Source organism: Alkalihalophilus pseudofirmus, assembly GCF_029094545.1.
Lineage (GTDB): Bacteria > Bacillota > Bacilli > Bacillales > Bacillaceae_D > Alkalihalophilus > Alkalihalophilus pseudofirmus.
Genome location: NZ_CP117835.1, coordinates 107,530 through 127,363, shown reverse-complemented (window position 1 = coordinate 127,363; position 19,834 = coordinate 107,530). Strand labels below are relative to the sequence as shown.

Annotated in this window: 21 protein-coding genes, 1 rRNA gene and 2 other annotated features (1 of these 24 cut by a window edge); all 22 genes read right to left on the bottom strand. The window is 41.0% G+C overall.

Annotated features, from left to right (window positions below; translation table 11 throughout):
* Positions 1-96: a sequence feature (ribosomal protein L10 leader region), on the bottom strand (it extends 38 nt beyond the left edge of the window).
* A gap of 58 nt (positions 97-154) precedes the next feature.
* A complete protein-coding gene (gene rplA / locus PQ478_RS00645) occupies positions 155-895 on the bottom strand; it encodes a 50S ribosomal protein L1 (protein ID WP_075683995.1) in 741 nt (246 codons plus the stop codon).
* Between the two features lie 78 nt (positions 896-973).
* Positions 974-1,399, bottom strand: coding sequence for a 50S ribosomal protein L11 (gene rplK, locus PQ478_RS00640; protein ID WP_012957124.1), 426 nt, complete (start codon positions 1,397-1,399; stop codon positions 974-976).
* Positions 1,400-1,558: 159 nt separating this feature from the next.
* A complete protein-coding gene (nusG, locus tag PQ478_RS00635) occupies positions 1,559-2,092 on the bottom strand; it encodes a transcription termination/antitermination protein NusG (RefSeq protein ID WP_012957123.1) in 534 nt (177 codons plus the stop codon).
* Positions 2,093-2,167: 75 nt separating this feature from the next.
* Complete coding sequence (gene secE / locus PQ478_RS00630; protein ID WP_012957122.1) at positions 2,168-2,362, bottom strand: preprotein translocase subunit SecE; 195 nt, start codon at positions 2,360-2,362, stop codon at positions 2,168-2,170.
* A gap of 272 nt (positions 2,363-2,634) precedes the next feature.
* On the bottom strand, positions 2,635-2,784 hold the full coding sequence (gene rpmG, locus PQ478_RS00625; RefSeq protein ID WP_012957121.1) for a 50S ribosomal protein L33: 150 nt from the start codon (positions 2,782-2,784) through the stop codon (positions 2,635-2,637).
* Between the two features lie 163 nt (positions 2,785-2,947).
* On the bottom strand, positions 2,948-3,595 hold the full coding sequence (sigH, locus tag PQ478_RS00620; protein ID WP_012957120.1) for an RNA polymerase sporulation sigma factor SigH: 648 nt from the start codon (positions 3,593-3,595) through the stop codon (positions 2,948-2,950).
* Between the two features lie 82 nt (positions 3,596-3,677).
* Positions 3,678-4,190, bottom strand: a complete 513-nt coding sequence (locus PQ478_RS00615; RefSeq protein WP_012957119.1) for an NYN domain-containing protein — start codon at positions 4,188-4,190, stop codon at positions 3,678-3,680.
* A 1-nt stretch (position 4,191) separates the two neighbouring features.
* Complete coding sequence (gene rlmB, locus PQ478_RS00610; RefSeq protein WP_012957118.1) at positions 4,192-4,941, bottom strand: 23S rRNA (guanosine(2251)-2'-O)-methyltransferase RlmB; 750 nt, start codon at positions 4,939-4,941, stop codon at positions 4,192-4,194.
* 33 nt (positions 4,942-4,974) lie between these two features.
* Entirely contained in the window at positions 4,975-5,382 is a 408-nt protein-coding gene (locus tag PQ478_RS00605; protein WP_012957117.1) for a Mini-ribonuclease 3, read from the bottom strand.
* Between the two features lies 1 nt (position 5,383).
* Complete coding sequence (cysS, locus tag PQ478_RS00600) at positions 5,384-6,781, bottom strand: cysteine--tRNA ligase (protein WP_075683994.1); 1,398 nt, start codon at positions 6,779-6,781, stop codon at positions 5,384-5,386.
* Positions 6,782-6,835: 54 nt separating this feature from the next.
* A complete protein-coding gene (gene cysE / locus PQ478_RS00595) occupies positions 6,836-7,486 on the bottom strand; it encodes a serine O-acetyltransferase (protein WP_022630038.1) in 651 nt (216 codons plus the stop codon).
* A 68-nt stretch (positions 7,487-7,554) separates the two neighbouring features.
* Positions 7,555-7,784, bottom strand: a binding site (T-box leader).
* A 5-nt stretch (positions 7,785-7,789) separates the two neighbouring features.
* Positions 7,790-9,244, bottom strand: a complete 1,455-nt coding sequence (gltX, locus tag PQ478_RS00590) for a glutamate--tRNA ligase (protein WP_289235540.1) — start codon at positions 9,242-9,244, stop codon at positions 7,790-7,792.
* A gap of 93 nt (positions 9,245-9,337) precedes the next feature.
* On the bottom strand, positions 9,338-9,817 hold the full coding sequence (ispF, locus tag PQ478_RS00585) for a 2-C-methyl-D-erythritol 2,4-cyclodiphosphate synthase (protein ID WP_012957113.1): 480 nt from the start codon (positions 9,815-9,817) through the stop codon (positions 9,338-9,340).
* 1 nt (position 9,818) lies between these two features.
* Positions 9,819-10,523, bottom strand: a complete 705-nt coding sequence (gene ispD, locus PQ478_RS00580; RefSeq protein WP_289235539.1) for a 2-C-methyl-D-erythritol 4-phosphate cytidylyltransferase — start codon at positions 10,521-10,523, stop codon at positions 9,819-9,821.
* Between the two features lie 227 nt (positions 10,524-10,750).
* Positions 10,751-11,839, bottom strand: coding sequence for a PIN/TRAM domain-containing protein (locus tag PQ478_RS00575; protein WP_012957111.1), 1,089 nt, complete (start codon positions 11,837-11,839; stop codon positions 10,751-10,753).
* Positions 11,840-11,985: 146 nt separating this feature from the next.
* A complete protein-coding gene (disA, locus tag PQ478_RS00570; RefSeq protein ID WP_289235538.1) occupies positions 11,986-13,059 on the bottom strand; it encodes a DNA integrity scanning diadenylate cyclase DisA in 1,074 nt (357 codons plus the stop codon).
* Between the two features lie 5 nt (positions 13,060-13,064).
* Positions 13,065-14,441, bottom strand: coding sequence for a DNA repair protein RadA (gene radA / locus PQ478_RS00565; protein ID WP_012957109.1), 1,377 nt, complete (start codon positions 14,439-14,441; stop codon positions 13,065-13,067).
* Positions 14,442-14,590: 149 nt separating this feature from the next.
* Positions 14,591-17,032, bottom strand: coding sequence for an ATP-dependent protease ATP-binding subunit ClpC (clpC, locus tag PQ478_RS00560; protein WP_012957108.1), 2,442 nt, complete (start codon positions 17,030-17,032; stop codon positions 14,591-14,593).
* Between the two features lie 17 nt (positions 17,033-17,049).
* Positions 17,050-18,126 (bottom strand): protein-arginine kinase McsB, encoded by a 1,077-nt coding sequence (gene mcsB, locus PQ478_RS00555; RefSeq protein WP_012957107.1) that lies wholly within the window; start codon positions 18,124-18,126, stop codon positions 17,050-17,052.
* 4 nt (positions 18,127-18,130) lie between these two features.
* Positions 18,131-18,664 (bottom strand): protein-arginine kinase activator protein McsA, encoded by a 534-nt coding sequence (mcsA, locus tag PQ478_RS00550; RefSeq protein ID WP_012957106.1) that lies wholly within the window; start codon positions 18,662-18,664, stop codon positions 18,131-18,133.
* Positions 18,665-18,766: 102 nt separating this feature from the next.
* Positions 18,767-19,237: a CtsR family transcriptional regulator gene (locus PQ478_RS00545; protein ID WP_012957105.1), complete on the bottom strand. Its 471-nt coding sequence runs from the start codon at positions 19,235-19,237 to the stop codon at positions 18,767-18,769.
* Between the two features lie 433 nt (positions 19,238-19,670).
* A 5S ribosomal RNA gene (rrf, locus tag PQ478_RS00540) occupies positions 19,671-19,786 on the bottom strand.
* Between the last annotated feature and the right edge of the window lie 48 nt (positions 19,787-19,834).

The window sequence follows — 19,834 nt, the reverse complement described above, 5'->3', positions numbered from 1 at the left end:
TTATTGATGTCAGTTACACTGAATCTATAAGCTTACCTCGGTAGGAAATTAAGCAATCAATGCACCTACTGTCTACGGTATGATGTTCATTTTTATCTTAGTCGTGCCAAAGCACTCTTAAGAGTATACTTTACTAATTATTGAAAGTCAATAATTACTTTGCAATTGATGAAGCGTTAACGCGTACACCAGGTCCCATAGTTGATGCTACAGCAACATTCTTCATGTATGTTCCTTTAGCAGCAGAAGGTTTTGCTTTCACTAATGTTTCAATAATAGTTGTGAAGTTCTCAACAAGTTTTTCTGTTTCGAACGATACTTTACCGATTGGTACGTGGATGTTACCAGCTTTATCAACACGGTATTCTACTTTACCAGCCTTGATTTCATTAACAGCTTTTTGAACATCAAATGTTACTGTACCAGTCTTAGGGTTTGGCATTAAGCCTTTTGGTCCAAGAACACGACCAAGCTTACCAACTTGTGCCATCATGTCAGGAGTCGCTACGATTACATCAAACTCGAACCAACCTTGGTTGATCTTGTTGATGAAATCCTCATCACCTACATAATCAGCGCCAGCAGCTTCAGCTTCTTTCGCTTTTTCACCTTTAGCAAATACAAGAACGCGTTGAGTTTTACCTGTTCCGTTTGGAAGAACAACAGCTCCACGGATTTGTTGATCTGCTTTCTTAGGGTCAACACCTAGACGTACAGCAACTTCAACTGTTTCATCGAATTTAGCTGTAGCAGTTTTCTTTACTAATTCAATTGCTTCATCAGCAAGATATGCCGCATCGCGGTCTACCAGCTTTACAGCATCTTGATATTTTTTACCTTTTTTAGCCATGCTAATTTCCTCCTCGAATGTGGTTTTAGCGGTAGTACCTCCCACTATTAAAGGTTGCGAACCTAAAACTTAGGTAAAGAGGGGTTTCCTCATCGCAACCTCCATAAAAAACAATGTTACAAATTAGTCTTCAATCACGATACCCATGCTACGTGCAGTACCTTCAACCATACGCATAGCTGCTTCAACATCAGCTGCGTTTAGGTCTGGCATCTTCGTTTCAGCAATCTCGCGTACTTTATCACGCTTAACTGTTGCAACTTTCTTAATGTGAGGCTCACCAGAACCTGACTCGATACCAGCAGCCTTCTTAAGAAGAACAGCAGCAGGCGGAGTTTTAGTGATGAATGTAAACGAACGGTCTTCAAATACCGTAATTTCTACCGGGATGATAAGACCCGCTTGATCTGAAGTACGAGCGTTAAATTCTTTACAGAATCCCATAATATTAACACCTGCTTGACCTAATGCAGGACCAACCGGCGGCGCTGGATTAGCTTTACCAGCAGGAATTTGTAATTTAACCATTTTAATTACCTTTTTAGCCACGTGACACACCTCCTTAGTCCGTGATGTGGTTATCCGGGTGTCTACACCCTCCCACTCAAAAAACGGATGCAATCATGCACCCGATGGTTCATGTAGTAAAACCATTATCAAACATGAAGATTTTATCACCTTCAGAGATAACTTTCAAGTTTTTTTGAATTAAATCTTTTCAACTTGATCAAATTCAAGCTCTACCGGGGTTTCACGACCGAACATATTTACATGCACTTTAATCTTTTGCTTGTCCAAATAAATTTCTTCAATCGATCCGATAAAGTTAGCAAATGGACCTTCCTTCACCTTAACTGATTCTTTTAATTCAAAATCAAGATCAGCTTTAGGCTCACTTACACCCATTTGTTTCAAGATCGCTTCTGCTTCTTCAGGTAATAACGCTGTAGGTTTTGAACCCGCACCCGAAGAGCCGACAAAGCCAGTTACTCCAGGTGTGTTACGTACAACATACCATGAATCGTCTGTCATGACCATCTCAACAATAACATAACCAGGAAATACCTTTTTTGTCACTTGCTTCGTTTTCCCGTTTTTCACTTCTGTTTCTTCTTCAACAGGAACAAGCACTCGGAAAATTTTGTCAGTCATATCCATTGACTCAACACGTTTTTCCAAGTTTGCTTTTACTTTATTTTCATAGCCTGAATACGTATGAACCACATACCAATTTTTCTCCATGTTTAATAGGACGGTTTTGTCCTTCCCTCCTTCTCTCAACCATACTTAACCAAGACTGAAAGCTATCCAGCTGGTTTATCCGAGCAATAAACGAACAACAGAAGAGATTCCGTAGTCTACAATTGCAAAGAAAACAGTAATAAACGCAACCGTACCAAGAACCACCCAAGTGTAGCGAGTTAATTCTTTACGAGTAGGCCACGATACACGTTTCATCTCAAGTACGACATCTTTAAAAAACTTACCAATGTTCTTTTCGCCGCCAGCCATGGCAGACACCTCCAGCACCAATCAATATAGACAAATAAATGCGTATCTATTCCGAAATTGTTTATGTCAGCACATAAACAAGACCAAACCAACGTCCCATCCATAGGCAAAGCTTGTCTTATTTTAGAGGCTTTACCGTGAAGCAAAACTTTTCACCTTTGTCTTTTTATTTCTATATCCGCTCAAGTTTTTATATATGGTTAATATATCTGCTTAAGTTTCATCCAAGCTAAGGTGTAAAAAAAGCCAAAAAAAGAACCGCTCCATCTGTATTACTTGGTTTCACGATGAAGAGTGTGCTCATTGCACAACTTACAGAACTTCTTCACCTCAATGCGGTTAACGTGAGTTAGTTTATTCTTTTGGGTTGTATAATTTCTTGAATGACAAATCTCACAGGCTAGTATTACTTTATTACGCATCAGGCACCTCCGTACAGCTGTATACACACTCTTTAACTGTAGCATAGCAACTATTAAGTGTCAATTGCTTCTAGTGATACCAACTGATTGGCTGATAGATTCACCACCTGGCATCCTACAAGAAAAAGAACCTGGTTGACATAGAACCAGGCTCTATTGCTCCTTATAGCGTAATACCTTTTAACTCTACATAACGCTCTAGCTTACGCTTTACACGCTGCAGGGCATTATCTATTGATTTTACATGACGGTTCAGATCTTCAGAAATTTCTTGATAGGATCTTCCATCGAGGTAGTGCATTAACACTTGTCGCTCGAGTTCACTTAAGATTTCTCCCATTTTAAGCTCGATATCTTCAAACTCTTCTTGGTTGATTAATAGATCTTCTGGATTGGTTACTCGACTTCCACAGATTACATCCAATAATGTACGGTCTGACTCTTCATCATAAAGCGGCTTATCAAGTGAAACATACGAGTTAAGCGGAATATGCTTTTGTCTCGTAGCTGTCTTGATTGCGGTAATGATTTGACGGGTAATACATAGTTCTGCAAATGCCTTGAATGATGCAAGCTTGTCCCCTTTAAAATCTCGGACAGCTTTATAAAGACCTATCATACCTTCTTGGACAATGTCCTCATGATCTGCTCCTATCAAAAAATACGACCGAGCTTTTGCTCGTACAAAATTCTTGTACTTGTTGATCAGAAACTCAAGAGCACCACTATCCCCCATACGCACTTGTTCCACTAACACATCATCATCAACTTGATCATAACTGAGCTTTGTTACCGTTTCTTGAAGGTCCATGTGCACGACAATCCCCCCGACCTTGGATGTTGTCCAAATTATACGATAATTATATAGCACAGATTTCCAGCCGGTCAACCACTCATCTGCCGCCTCGACGCCATCTTTCAAAAATTTCAATCATTTCTTCATTTAGCGGCAGTTTTGTCGAATCTCGCTTTTTTCGTGTAGTTTCGACACTTTCTTCAATCCCTTTATCTGCCACTTCAAGTTCAATTAATAACTCTCTGGCTGACTTCCTTAATGCACCGCTTCCAAAGATTAGTGATTGCTCTGTAAAGTCAGAAGTAGCTACATGAATTCGTGTATCAATTTGTTTTAGATCAAGCACAAGTCTCTCAATTCGCTCATCTGCAGTTTCATTTTCTTTCGTATAGATCACATCCACACGGTAGTTAAGATACTGCTTCCCAATTCCTGCAACCATATGAGCATCAAAGATGACCTTCACCTCATACCCAGTAAAAGCTTGATACTCAGCCATCCGCTCAACGAGACGATCACGCGCCAGAGCGAGATCACGATCCTTTAATGCTCTCAGCTCCGGCCATGCTCCAATCATGTTGTAACCATCTACAAGGAGAATATCTTTCATTTTACTTGTTTCCTAATGGATGACGTCTTCTATACACTTCATACATCAAAAGGCTCGCTGCAACAGATGCATTAAGAGAGGTAACTTGTCCTACCATTGGAATCTGAATCAGAAAGTCACATTTTTCTTTAATTAAGCGGCTGATTCCTTTCCCCTCGCTTCCAATAACTAACCCAATGGGCATATCAAATGAAGCTTGACGGTAATCAGCACTCCCTTTTGCATCTGTGCCGGCAAACCATAAGCCTCTCTTCTTCAAATCATCCATCGTTCTTGCAATATTAGTTACGCGTACAACCGGGATATACTCAATCGCACCGGTTGAGGCTTTGGCAACTGTCTGCGTGAGGCCTACTGCACGGCGCTTTGGAATAATAATTCCGTGTGCTCCTGCGGCATCAGCTGTCCGCATGATAGAGCCTAAATTATGAGGATCTTCTATTTCATCTAGAATAAGAAAGAAAGGCTCTTCCCCGCGTTTTTCGGCAAGTGCAAACAAATCATCCATCTCTGCATATTCATAGGCAGCAATCGAAGCAACAACCCCTTGGTGATTGGAGCTGTCTACTAGCTGCTCAAGCTTTTTCTTTGGAGCATTTTGGATTAGGACGCCTTGCTCTTTTGCCAGCTGTACAACCTTAGTCATTTGTCCTTTATTGGACCCCTCTGCAATCCAAATTTTATTAATAGCATGTCCTGCGCGAAGAGCCTCAATGACCGGATTTTTCCCTAAAATAAACTCCTGTTTCATACTCTCACGCCTCCTTCCATTTACTTTTATTATTTATTTTTCATCCAATATAGCAACGACCTTTTCCATCACTTGATCTAATCGTGCATTCTCACCTTGTAAATAAAGATAGCCTAGTACAGCCTCAAACCCGGTAGAATAGCGATACGTATTAGCATCAGTATTCTTAGGGATCGAGCCTGACTTTGCATTGCGGCCGCGCTTTAGCACGGCCTCTTCTTCCGTTGTAAAAAATTCTTCATCTAATAATGAGTAAACCACTTTTGCTTGTGCTTTAGCTGATACAAAGCGTGTCGCTTCTACGTGCAGCCGATGCGGCCTTACTTTACCTTGCGCAATAAGATAGTAACGAATATACATATCTAATACCGAGTCGCCCATATAGGCAAGCGCTAATGCATTAAGCTGTGTTAAATCTGTATTCGGTTCTATTAATTTCATCTTAACCTCGTTTCCACCTAACACCTTGCGCAGTGTCTTCAAGCAAAATACCTTGATCCTTCAGCTGATCGCGAATCTCATCTGCACGCTTAAAGTTACGCGACCTGCGAGCTTCATTTCGCTCTTCAATCAAGGCTTCTATTTCTGTATCTAAAAGTTCTGCTTGGGTACGCACTACAATCCCTAGTACATTTGCTAACTCATCAAATAAAGCGATGAATGCATGCAAGACTTCTTTAGATGTTTGTTCTTCACGCAAGTAACGATTCGCCTCTTTAGCAAGGTCAAACATTACCGCAATGCCGTTTGCGCTATTAAAATCATCATCCATTTCCTTAATAAACGTTTCTTTCAGCTGCGAGATTTTCGTTAACCATTCTGCTTTCTCTCCGTAATCAGCCGATTCTCCTAAGCGGTGTTCTAAACTTGAAACAGCTGTGCGAAGACGCTCTAATCCATTCTTAGCTCCATCTAGCAGTTCGTCGCTGAAATTAATCGGGCTGCGATAGTGAGCAGTCAGCATGAAGAAACGTACGACTTCTGCAGAATGCTGTCGAATAATATCATGTGCTAAAACAAAATTACCGAGTGATTTCGACATTTTCTCGTTATTTATATTAATAAATCCATTGTGCATCCAGTAATTTGCCATCGTTTTTCCAGTTAAAGCTTCCGATTGGGCGATTTCATTTTCATGATGAGGGAAAGATAAATCTTTTCCTCCGGCATGAATATCGATCGTATCGCCTAAATATTTCTTCACCATCGCAGAACATTCAATGTGCCAGCCCGGACGGCCATCGCCCCACGGACTCTCCCAAGAAACTTCTCCTTCTTTAGCCGCTTTCCATAATACAAAATCAAGCGGGTCTTCTTTTCGCTCATCTACTTCAATTCTCGCACCAGAGCGAAGGTCATCTATTGATTGAGAAGATAGCTTGCCGTAGCCTTCAAATTTCTTTGTGCGGAAATAAACATCTCCCCCCGACTCATAAGCGTATTCTTTTTCAATTAACTTAGCTACAAAGTCAATAATTTCTGGAATCGTCTCTGTTACACGAGGGTGTTTATTAGCCTTTTTGACTCCGAGTGCGCACGTATCATTGTGGTATTCTTCAATGAAACGATTCGCCACAGCAAATACGTCTTCTCCAAGTTCGTGAGCAGCACGGATGATTTTATCATCTACATCTGTGAAATTAGAGATAAATTCTACTTCATACCCGCGATATTCTAAATAACGTCTGACCATATCATAGACAATCGGCGGTCTTGCATTGCCAATATGGATGTAGTTATACACGGTAGGCCCGCACACATACATCTTAACTTTCCCCTCTTCCATCGGTACAAATGTTTCTTTTTTCTTTGTTAAGCTGTTATATAGCTGAATCGCCATATGATCGACTCCTTCAACTTTTAATCATTCATTAGTTTTATTAATCGTAAAGTACTATTTTGATTGTCTTTGTTCTTCTAGCTGCTTACGCAGATCGCGAACCTCATCTTCTAACTCTTTTAATTTATCGGCAATAGGATCTGGCAATAGGTGATGGTTTAAGCCGTGTTCTACTTTTACTCCATCTTGAATAACAATCTTTCCTGGTATCCCTACTACGGTTGAATTAGGAGGTACAGGCTTTAACACAACCGAACCTGCTCCTATACGAGCATTCTCTCCAATTAAAAATGATCCTAACACTTTAGCACCAGATGCAATCAATACACCATCTGCTATAGTCGGGTGGCGCTTGCCTTTTTCCTTCCCTGTTCCACCTAATGTTACACCTTGGTAAATCGTCACATTATCCCCGATCTCACAAGTCTCCCCAATGACAACACCCATGCCGTGATCAATAAATAACCTTTGGCCAATGACTGCTCCAGGATGAATTTCAATTCCGGTGAAAAAGCGACTGATTTGTGATTGCAATCTTGCTAAGAAGTAAAACTTCTTTTTCCACATCCAATGAGCGAGCCGGTGTGACCAGATCGCATGAACTCCTGAGTAGGTAAAAATTACTTCTACCCGACTTCTAGCAGCAGGGTCCTGACTAAACACCACATCTACATCATTCATGAGCGTTCGTATGATTTTTCTCATCGCTTCTCCTCCCCCTTTGAAAATTATCTCTTTTTTTTAAATATAAAAACGCCCCTGTGCAGCATATGCACAGAGGCGCCTAGCGCGGTTCCACTCTGTTTTAGTAAAAGGGAGTATCCCTCATACTATCTCTATGGCATATAACGACGCCACTCGCTTTCCCCTACTAAACCGGAGTGATTCAGAGAAAGGCTCAAGGGTGCATGTTCAGAAATCATTGCTTAAACCACTTTCAGCCGATGATGGTTCTCTCTAAAAAGCAATTATATTCCTTACTTTTCCCTCTCAACACGATAACACTATTTATAAAAGACTTTTAAGGCGAGCTGTCACGACTGCTTTGCCTAGAAGTTCAATTGAAACTAAAAGATCTGGACCATGCGTCTGGCCGGTTGTTGCTACACGGATTGGCATGAAGAGATTCTTGCCTTTTTGGCCTGTCGCTTTTTGAGTCGACTTAATAGCAGCCTTAATCTGTGCAGCTTCAAATGTGTCAAGCTCTTCAAGTTCACTTAAGAAATGCTTCAGCACTTCAGGTACTTGCTCTTCATCGAGTACGTTTTGCGCTTCTTCATTATAATCAATTTCTGCCTTAAAGAACAACTCTGTTAACTCAACAATTTCTGCCCCGTAATGGAGTTTTTCTTGATGCAGGCTTACTAAGCGTTTTGTCCACTCAAGACGCTCTTCATTCATATCTTCAGGCAGTCTTCCTGCTTTCTCAAGATGAGGAATGGTCAGCTCAAGAACTCTCTCTAGCTCTGCTTCTTTAATATACTGGTTATTCATCCACGTCAGCTTATCTGTGTCAAATACAGCAGGAGCCTTTGCTACACGGTCAAGCGAAAATTGCTCTCCTAGCTCTTTCATAGAGAAGATCTCTTCTTCTCCGACTGGTGACCAGCCAAGTAATGATAGGAAGTTCACAATGGCTTCCGGCATGTAACCAAGCTCTTTATATTGTTCCACAAATTGAATAATCGACTCATCACGCTTACTCATCTTCTGACGATTAGGATTTAAAATTAATGATGCATGAGCAAAACGAGGAGTTTCCCAGCCAAATGCTTGATAAAGCATTACTTGGCGCGGTGTATTAGATAAATGCTCCTCACCACGAATGACATGTGTGATTTTCATTAAATGATCATCAACTGTCACAGCAAAGTTATACATCGGCACGCCGTCTTTTCTTGCAATAACGAAATCACCAATGCCGTCAGACTCAAATGTTACTTTCCCTCTTACCGCATCATCGATCACAATATCCTGACCCTCAGGCACGCGGAAACGAACAACAGGCTTGAGGCCCTTTTCTTCGTAAGCTTTGCGTTCACTTTCAGTCAAGTTACGATCACGACCGCTGTATTTAGGCGTTTCGCCACGTGCAAGCTGCTCTTCACGCTCTGCTTCTAACTCGCTTTCCGTCATATAGCAGTAGTACGCTTTGCCTTCATCAATAAGCTTTTGAATATATTCTTTGTATAGGTCAATACGCTCCATACAACTGTAAGGACCATATTCGCCTCCTACGTCAACACTCTCATCCCACTCAATTCCAAGCCACTTCAAACTGTCCATTAATTTTTCTGTCGCAGTCTCTACATTGCGGGCTTGATCTGTATCCTCAATGCGAAGGATAAACTTTCCGCCTTGGCTTTTTGCAAATAAATAATTAAATAATGCCGAGCGGGCACCACCAATATGTAAATGCCCCGTCGGACTAGGAGCAAAACGTACTCTCACTTCACTACCCATTTCATGCACCTTCCATTTCTAAAATAGTATGCTTTTTATTGTAGCATTGTTCCTATAATCCTGCGTCACTCTTTTTAGACTTGCCTAAAAGAATTAAGATGACTTTGTCAAAAGCACCGTTGCTAGTGAAGCAATACCTTCGCCGCGGCCTGTGAAACCAAGCTTCTCGGTAGTTGTGGCTTTCACGTTAACTTGACTGATATCTGCTTCAAGAAGCTCCGCAATGCGCTGTCTCATCTCATTTATATGAGGAGCCATTTTTGGTTTTTGGGCAATAATCGTGCAATCAATATTGCCTAATTCATACCCCTTCTCCTTTACAATTCCCCATACATGAGTTAAAAGTTTCGCTGAATCTGCATCTTTAAACTCAGGGTCAGTATCTGGAAAATGTTTGCCGATATCACCTTCTGCCACTGCTCCAAGAACAGCATCCGCAATGGTGTGAAGCAGCACATCTGCATCAGAATGACCAAGCAAACCTTTCTCATACGGGATTGTGATTCCGCCGATAATGAGAGGTCTTCCTTCTACTAATTGATGCACATCATATCCTTGTCCTATTCGAATCATCCTATACTCTCTCCTTATGTGCCAATATCGCTTCTGCAAAAAGCAGATCTTCAGGGGTGGTAAGCTTTATATTTGTATAATCGCCTTCAACAACCGTCACTGACCTGCCTGCCCATTCAATAAGGCTCGCATCATCTGTACCTAATTGATTCGCATCCTCTGCCTTATCATGCGCTTCTTTTATGGTAACTAGCTGAAAAGCTTGCGGTGTTTGAATCGACCATAGTTCAGAGCGGTCCATCGTCTCCACCACTGTCATATCTCTTACTCTTTTCACCGTATCTTTCATAGGTACAGCTACGGTTGCAGCCTTATCAATTGCCGCTGCTTGCACAAGCCGGTGAATGACTTCTTGCTTGATAAAAGGTCTGGCCCCGTCGTGAACTAATACGATTTCTTCTTTTTCCTCATCCCTTGTGTCAAAAATAGCATCAATTCCACATTTTACACTTTGCTGGCGCTCTGTACCTCCATCAACCAATTCAATCAGCTTCTCTCCCTTAAAGGTAGAGATTAACTTTTCCATTTCGCGGCGATCATCTTTATTAACTACAAGAACAATGCGTCTGCACCATGAGTCTTCTATAAAAACACGAAGCGTATGGACAATAATCGGCTCATTCTTAAGAAAGATAAATTGTTTGTTCTTTCCTGCCCGCATTCTTTTCCCTTGTCCTGCAGCAGGAATGACTACACTATAGTTCATGTTTGTATACCTCTACTTCTCCTCGATGCAACAAAAGACAAAACTACTGCTGCGGCATCATTTTATTGCCTTTTATTTTATCATGATTTTAAGAATACACGCATAAAATTTGCCATGATTAATCAGCCACCCTACTCGTAATGAAGCAAAAAGAGAAAGTTAACCTAAAAAAGAAAAGCACCTTCCATCTGAATCAACGCTTAGAGGCAGGTGCTTCATCTATTTATTTACAGAGCTTTTTCTAACAGTTTAGGTTTTGCGAAAATCATCCGCCCTGCGCTGGTTTGCAGAACACTTGTGACTACTACATCAAGATTCTTTCCTATATGATCGCGTCCACCTTCTACGACAATCATTGTGCCGTCATCTAAATAAGCGACGCCTTGATGCTGTTCTTTTCCATCTTTAATCACTTGAACATTCAGTTCTTCACCTGGAAGAACAACTGGTTTAACAGCATTCGCCAGGTCATTAATATTTAAGACCGACACACCTTGCAGTTCACAAACTTTATTCAAATTGAAATCATTTGTTACAACCATACCTGAAGAAAGTTTAGCTAATTTCACAAGCTTACTGTCAACCTCTTGAATCTCTTCAAAGTCACCTTCATAGATCTCAACATTTATCGGTAATTCTTTTTGGATTTTATTTAAAATATCTAATCCTCGGCGGCCTCTATTGCGCTTTAATACATCTGAGGAATCAGCAATATGCTGGAGCTCTTCTAAGACGAATTCCGGGATCACTAAAGTCCCTTCTAGAAAACCTGTCTTGCAAATATCAGCAATGCGGCCATCAATAATGACACTCGTATCAAGAATTTTCAGCTGACTGCCGCTAGCACGCTCTTCCTCTTCTTTCTTTTTATCTTTTCCTATGTTTCGCGTGAACAAATTAATTAATTCATCACGCTTCTTAAAACCAATCTGGAAACCGAAATACCCTAAGAATATCGTTACAAAGATAGGAACAATCGTACTTACGACAGGGATTTGAATAACATTTAGAGGAATACCTATTAAATACGCAACAATTAGTCCAATAATCAATCCCATCGAGCCAAATAAAACATCTGTAACAGGAGCTTTGACAATCGCTTCTTCTACAAGTTTCATAAGATTTACGATATAGTCAGCTAACCAGAAAGTGGTAACAAAAAGAATAACGGCTCCAATTACAGCACCTGCATAAGGACTCATTAACCAAGCTGGCGTTTCACCAAAGTTGATCACCTGAATCAGTTCAGGAACAAATAAAAACCCTAAGGTCCCACCCATTAAAATGAAAAACAATTGCACAATCCATCTCAGCATTCAGCTTCACCTCCTTCAATTATTATAGACAAGTTTCCATAATTGAAACCTAGCAAACTTAATTTCACATAAAATTCCATGATAAAATGTTACTTAAAACGTAACAAACGAATAAAATTCTGTCAATTCAGATAACTTAATCATCCTTAGATATGACGATCTACAAACAACTGTTCTTGAATCCTTTGAAGACCATCTTTTATCATTTTAGCACGTGCTTCTCCGATCCCTTCGACCTCATCAAGCTCCTCGATACTCGCAAACATGATGCTCGATAAATTGCCGTACTTATCAATCAGGTTATTAATAATTGCTGGCGGCAGTCTTGGGATTCTGTGCAGGATCCGGAACCCTCTTGGTGACACTGCTTGTTCTTGAACATTCACATTTTTTCCGTAACCGAGTACCTTCACAATTTCATGTTCATCAAGCAGATCTTCTGTCTGAGACTTTGTCAGCTCTCGCAACGTATCGAACTCATCTTGCTTTCTATCCTTCACATAATCTTTCAGCAGATAAATCGCTTCTTTTTCAATATTTGATACCAGCTCATTTAACTGCATAGTAATCAATCTGCCCTCATCACCAAGTTCATTGACGTAATTCAAGATCTCTCTTTTAATTCGCAGCACCATCTGCACTCGGTGAATTACTTGAGTTACCTCGTGGAATGTAACCAGCTGTTCAAATTCCAATGCTCCTAAATTTGTTATCCCTTGGTCAAGAACCACTTTATACTTTTCAAGTGTTTGAATCGCTTGGTTTGCCTTCGTTAAGATAACCCCAATATCTTTAAGAGAATAGCGGTTCTCTCCTTGATATAGAGTGATAACATTACGACGCTGAGAGATCGAAATAACAAGGTTGCCCGTTTGTTTTGCTACACGCTCGGCTGTTCTATGGCGGATTCCTGTTTCATTTGATTCAATCCCGTTATTAGGAACAAGCTGAGTGTTCGCATACAAAATACGTTTCCCATCCTCACTTAAAATGATGGCACCGTCCATTTTAGCCAGCTCATATAAGTAAGCAGGGGAGAAATCACAATTAATAAAGAAGCCCCCATCTACAATATTCATCATCTCATTATTATAACCAAGAACAATTAAGCCCCCTGTTTTAGCTCGAAGTACATTATCGATTCCTGCACGTAGAGCAGTACCAGGGGCTACAAGTTTTAATACACTTTGAATAAAGCCCTCTTTTTTCCTTTCATCCATACGACTTACCTCCCTAAAGCTACCTCAAGCGCACGCTCTAACGTTGGTACGCCTACTACTTGAATCTCTTTTGGAACACTCCAGCCTCCAAGATTCTTCTCAGGTATAATAGCACGCTTAAACCCTAATTTAGCTGCCTCATTCACACGCTGTTCAATCCGTGACACCCTACGTATTTCGCCGGTTAATCCAATCTCTCCGATCGCCACATCTGTTGGGCTTGTCACTTGGTTACGGAAGCTAGATGCGATACTTAATGCAATCGCTAAATCAATAGCAGGTTCATCTAAGCGAACACCGCCTGCCACATTAAGGTAGGCATCTTGATTCTGCAGCAAGAGACCTACACGCTTTTCTAAAACAGCCATTAACAGTGATACACGGTTATGATCAATTCCTGTTGCCATTCGTCTAGGATTCCCAAAACTGGTTGGAGAAATAAGTGCTTGCAGTTCGACTAATACAGGCCTCGTACCTTCCATTGATGCGACAACGATCGATCCTGCTGCTCCTTTTGAGCGTTCCTCTAAGAATATCTCAGAAGGATTCAACACTTCTTCCAATCCTAATTCCTTCATTTCAAAGATCCCCATCTCATTCGTCGAACCGAAACGATTTTTCACAGCACGAAGAATTCGATATGTATGATGACGCTCGCCTTCGAAATATAAAACGGAATCGACCATATGTTCAAGAAGCTTCGGTCCAGCTATCGAACCCTGTTTGGTCACATGACCTACGATAAAGATCGCAATCCCGCGTGTCTTGGCTATTTTCATAAAGGCTGCAGTACATTCTCTTACTTGTGCCACACTTCCTGGTGCAGAGGCAATCTCATCTTGGTAAACGGTTTGAATGGAATCGATAATGACGAGGGCGGGTTCGACTTGATCAATAGCTCGTTCAATAAAGCTAAGATCCGTTTCAGCTAATACATAAAGGTTAGATGACGATACATTTAACCGATCAGCCCGCAGTTTGGTCTGCTTTACAGATTCCTCACCAGAGATATAGAGGACTTTTTCATTTGTAGCAGCGAGCTTCGCTGATAATTGGAGTAATAAAGTAGACTTGCCTATTCCGGGGTCACCGCCTACTAATACAAGAGAGCCAGGTACAATCCCTCCGCCGAGTACACGATTTAACTCGACCATCGTCGTGCTCATTCTAGCTTCTGTTTCACTAACAATGGTTGTGATCGCTTGCGGTTTCGTGCCTTGGGCTGCCCCTGAAGTGACATAACTCCGGCTAGATTGTTTGGCACTTGGTTCAAACTCTTCGACCATGGTGTTCCAGCCTTGACATCCAGGACATTTCCCCATCCACTTGGCTGATTCATAGCCGCATTCCTGACAAACGAACTTTGTTTTTTTCTTTGCCATTAACCTTCCTCACTTCCTTACTTCTTCTACTCTTATTGTAACAGAGAAAGGAGACAAACGTGAAAGAGGAGGTACTACTATCTCTATGGTGAAAAGCCGAGGGATTATGTCTGTCCCTCGGCTTTTCTTTCCCGAATTTAGTCGATTATTTATACTTGCGCACTTTCACGCGTTTCTACAACAAGCTCATCATCTTTTACATCAATGATCGCCTTCTGCCCTTTGAAGATCGTTCCTTTAAGAAGTTCTTCTGAGAGACGGTCTTCTACTTGCTTTTGAAGCGCACGGCGTAATGGACGCGCACCGTACTCGGGATCATAACCAAGGTCAGTAATCTTATCTTTTGCAGCCTCAGTAAGTTCAAAATCAATGCCCTGCTCTTTCAAGCGCTGCTTTAATTGATCTGCCATTAATGTGATAATTTCACGCACATGCTTTTTCTCTAGTGAATGGAAGACAATAATTTCATCGATACGGTTAAGGAATTCAGGACGGAAGCTTCGTTTAAGCTCAGCCATCACCTTTCCTTTCATATCTTTATACTCTTGCCCTTCACTTTCCGTTGTAAACCCAAGATACTTATTACGTTTTAACGTACTAGCACCAACGTTGGATGTCATGATGATTGCTGTATTGCGGAAGTCTACCGTACGGCCTTTAGAATCTGTTAATCGTCCATCCTCAAGCACTTGTAATAAAATATTAAATACTTCCGGATGAGCTTTTTCAATTTCATCTAAAAGAATTACAGAGTACGGCTTGCGACGAACTTTCTCCGTTAACTGTCCGCCGTCCTCATGTCCTACATATCCCGGAGGAGAACCTACTAAACGGCTTGTTGCGTGCTTTTCCATATACTCAGACATGTCGATACGAATAACTGCATCTTCATCTCCAAATAATGTCTCGGCTACTGCACGTGCCAATTCTGTTTTACCAACACCAGTCGGCCCTAGGAATATAAATGAACCAATTGGACGTTTAGGATCCTTTAAGCCTGCACGAGCACGCCTTACTGCTTTAGAAATAGATATAACCGCTTCTTCTTGGCCTACTACACGCTCATGAAGAATTTTCTCCATCTTAAGCAATCTTTCTGTTTCTTCCTCGGCTAGCTTTGATACAGGAATTCCAGTCCAGCTAGCAACGACTTGGGCAATATCTTCAACGACAACTTCGGTATCCTCTTGCCCTTGCTTTTTCTTCCACTCGTTCTTCATTTCTTCAAGTTCTTCACGCAAACGCTGTTCAGTGTCACGAAGAGAAGCTGCTTTTTCAAATTCTTGGCTTTGAACGGCAGCATCTTTTTCTTTACGCGTTTCCTCAAGACGACCTTCAAGCTCTTTTAAGTTTGGAGGTGCTGTGTAAGAACGCAGTCTCACTTTTGATGCAGCCTCGTCAATTAAATCAATGGCTTTGTCAGGTAAGAAACGATCTGAAATGTAGCGATCTGACATTTTAACAGACTCTTCAATCGCCTCATCTGTAATTGTTACACGGTGATGTGCTTCATAACGATCACGGAGACCTTTTAAGATTAAGATCGACTCCTCTAGCGTCGGCTCATTTACTTGAATTGGCTGGAAACGACGCTCAAGCGCTGCATCTTTTTCAATATACTTACGGTATTCATCAAGAGTTGTCGCACCGATACATTGAAGTTCTCCACGTGCTAGTGAAGGCTTTAAGATATTAGAAGCATCAATGGCACCTTCTGCTCCACCTGCTCCAATTAATGTGTGCAGCTCATCAATGAATAAAATGACATTGCCCGCTTGACGAATCTCATCCATCACTTTCTTTAAGCGGTCTTCGAATTCACCACGATATTTTGTACCAGCTACTACTGTACCCATATCGAGTGTCATCACACGTTTGTTGCGCAGTGTTTCAGGAACTTCATTTGCAACAATAGCTTGTGCCAATCCTTCAGCAATCGCCGTTTTACCAACACCAGGCTCCCCGATTAAAACAGGGTTGTTTTTTGTACGACGACTAAGTACTTGGATTACACGCTCAATCTCTTTACTTCGTCCAATAACAGGGTCAAGTGACTCTTCACGGGCAATAGCAGTTAAGTCTCGAGCTAAGCTGTCAAGTGTCGGTGTGTTAGCATGAGTAGCACTTCCTCCTTGTTGTGAAGAGCTGCCAACCTCATTGCTGCCTAGTAACTGCAGTACTTGCTGACGTGCTTTATTGAGGCTTACACCAAGATTATTTAATACTCTTGCTGCAACACCCTCTCCTTCTCTAATTAACCCTAAAAGGATATGTTCTGTGCCGACATAAGAGTGTCCAAGCTTTCTCGCTTCATCCATAGAAAGCTCAATTACCTTTTTGGCACGGGGTGTATAATGTATCGTTTTAGACCCTTCTTGGCCTTTTCCGATTAATGTCTCTACTTCTTTTTGGATTTTTTCTGAACCTAATCCAAGGGCTTGCAACGCTTTAGCAGCAATTCCTTCTCCTTCTCTGATCAGACCGAGCAGTACATGCTCTGTACCAATATTATTATGACCTAATCGAATGGCTTCCTCTTGTGCTAATGCTAATACCTTCTGAGCTCGTTCTGTTAAACGTCCAAACATCATTGGCGCCACCTCCACGTTTATTCGTTCGTATCGTTCTCAAGCTTTAATCGTTCACGGATGAGAGTTGCACGCCGCTCATCTCGTAAATCCGGCGATAACACTTCGCCTGCGTACTGCTGCAAAAAGCCCGGCTGAGTTAGGATCATTAACTCATTTAAAATATTTGCAGAAACATTCTCAAGCAGACCAACATCAATACCTAATCTGACATCAGACAATCGCTGAGTAGCTTCTTTTGATTCAATTACTCGACTATAAGAAAGGATCCCGTAAGAGCGGTACACCCTGTCTTCTAGCTGTAATTTCGAACTTTGCATTAACACTTCTCGTGCTGCACGTTCTTGTTGAATCAACTGCATCACTACATCTCGCAGGTCTTCAACGATATCTTGTTCAGATTTTCCGAGAGTTAATTGGTTTGAAACTTGAAATAGGTTACCTAAAGCTTCGCTACCTTCCCCGTAAATTCCTCTAACAACTAATCCTAATTGATTAATTGCCGGTAAAATTTTATTTAATTGACGTGTCATCGCAAGCGCTGGAAGGTGCATCATCACTGAAGCTCTTAACCCTGTCCCAACATTTGTCGGGCAGCTGGTTAAATAACCTCTTTTTTCATCAAAAGCATAGGTCACTCTTTCTTCAATCCAATCATCCAATCTACTAGCTGCCTCTAACCCTTTCGTTAATTGAAACCCAGGAAAAAGACATTGAATTCGAAGATGATCTTCTTCATTAATCATAATACTTACCGACTCATCTTCACTTAGGATCACAGCACCATGTTTTGATTGTTCCGCTAAGTTGGGGCTGATCAAGTGCTTCTCTACTAAAACTCTTTTTTCGTTAGCTTTTAAATCTTCCATTAACACAAGTTCAAGCGGACCAGTCTCTTGGTTGTCATCTGTAAGCAATGACTCTTTAACCTGCTTTACTACTGCGCTTGATTCTTCCATGGTAGCTAACAAAGGGAACTTATATTCTTTTAGGTTTCTAGCTAATCTTATTCGGCTGCTCAAGACAATATCCGAATCTGCACCATCTTTTTTCATCCAAGGACTAATTGCTTCTGAGATAAATTTCTGGAGTGACATCTTCTCACCCCTCTCCTTGATTCTTTTTTTGTTCTTCAAGCGCTCGAATTTGGTCACGGGTCTCTGCTGCCTGCTCAAATTCTTCACGTTCAATATACTGCTTCATTTGAGCTTTCAATGAGTCAATTTCTCGTTGAAGCTGAATTCCTCCGCCTACTCTTACGGGAATCTTTCCAGAGTGAGTGTGGTTTCCACTATGTACCCTTTTTAGAATAGGATCCAATTTATCTTCGAAACTCTTATAGCAGGCCGCACAGCCAAATCTTCCTGTACGGGTGAACTGTTCATACTTCATTCCGCAATTGTGACAAACCAGCTCTTTAGGTCTATTAACCTTATCTTGACTTGTATTAATAGGTTTATCTAAATGAAGCAGCCCAGATAGTAATTGATGGATAGAGAAGCTGTTAGAGCCTGGGATGTGCTCTCCTTTTTCTCGTGCACAGTGTTCACATATATGAAATTCTGCTTTTTTCCCGTTAACAATTTTCGTAAAATGCAATGTCGCCTCTCTTTCACCACATTCTTGGCATTTCATCGCATAACACCTCACTCACTTTTCGATATTAAACAGGTTTGATATTAGACAGTTATCGATTAAAGGAAGATCGATTAAGGTAAGTCTTCTAACGAATTTCTATTAACGGTCTTGTTTATAAGTTAATGTTTCGAGCATTGCTTTTAGAAGGTTTGCTCTTATTTCATCTCGATGAGTGACCGTTGTTTGGAATAATGATCGGTCTACTACACTTACCATAAGATTTGCTTCCCTTTTAGAGATAGCCCCTTCTTCTAGAAGCCGCAGTATCACATTTTCTGCTGTCTGTTGATCAATTTTTGTTCCAATTACATTCATGACCTGTTCGAAGAGAGCTAGATCGTCATGAGGCTTCACTTTAATAATTCGAATGTACCCGCCACCGCCTCGTTTGCTTTCCACAATATAACCTTTTTCTATTGTGAAACGAGTACTAATCACATAATTAATTTGAGAGGGCACACATTCAAATTGTTTTGCTAATTCGCTTCGTTTTATTTCAAGCAAATCATCTTTACTTTTCATTAAAGTTGACTTAAGGTAATTTTCAATAATATCCGATATGTTCCTCAATCATAGACGCCTCCTCTCTCCCATTTTGACTTTGACTATCTTTGACTTTGAAGATATTATAATCAATCTGTTGTAAAAGTGCAACTATTTGACGTCACACAAGCTAGTATAGCCAATGACTCATCAATCTCTACATGGAATATGTAATTGGTTAAGTAATTCTTTCTCTATTCCCTATATATGAATAGACTAATCATTATTATTATTAATTCCGTTAAGGCCAAAGATTTTAATTTTAGATAGCAGCTGTTATTCGAATATACTTTAGATTATGGCAAGGAAGAAGGGAAGACATTAGAGATTAAGGAGGATGATTGAGGAGTGAGGATGGTATACGCCGGTTCAGCGAGTAATTGCGTCAGGCGATTAGCGAATAGATTGCAATGTATCTTATACGCACAAAAAAACCATTCCTTTAAGGAATGGTTTAGGTGCCTGGCAACGTCCTACTCTCACAGGGGGAAGCCCCCAACTACCATCGGCGCAAAAGAGCTTAACGACCGTGTTCGGCATGGGAACGGGTGTGACCTCTTTGCTATCGCCACCAGACTATGATTTACTTCAGATGATCTTCATATTTCTTCGTCAGCTTCCTCA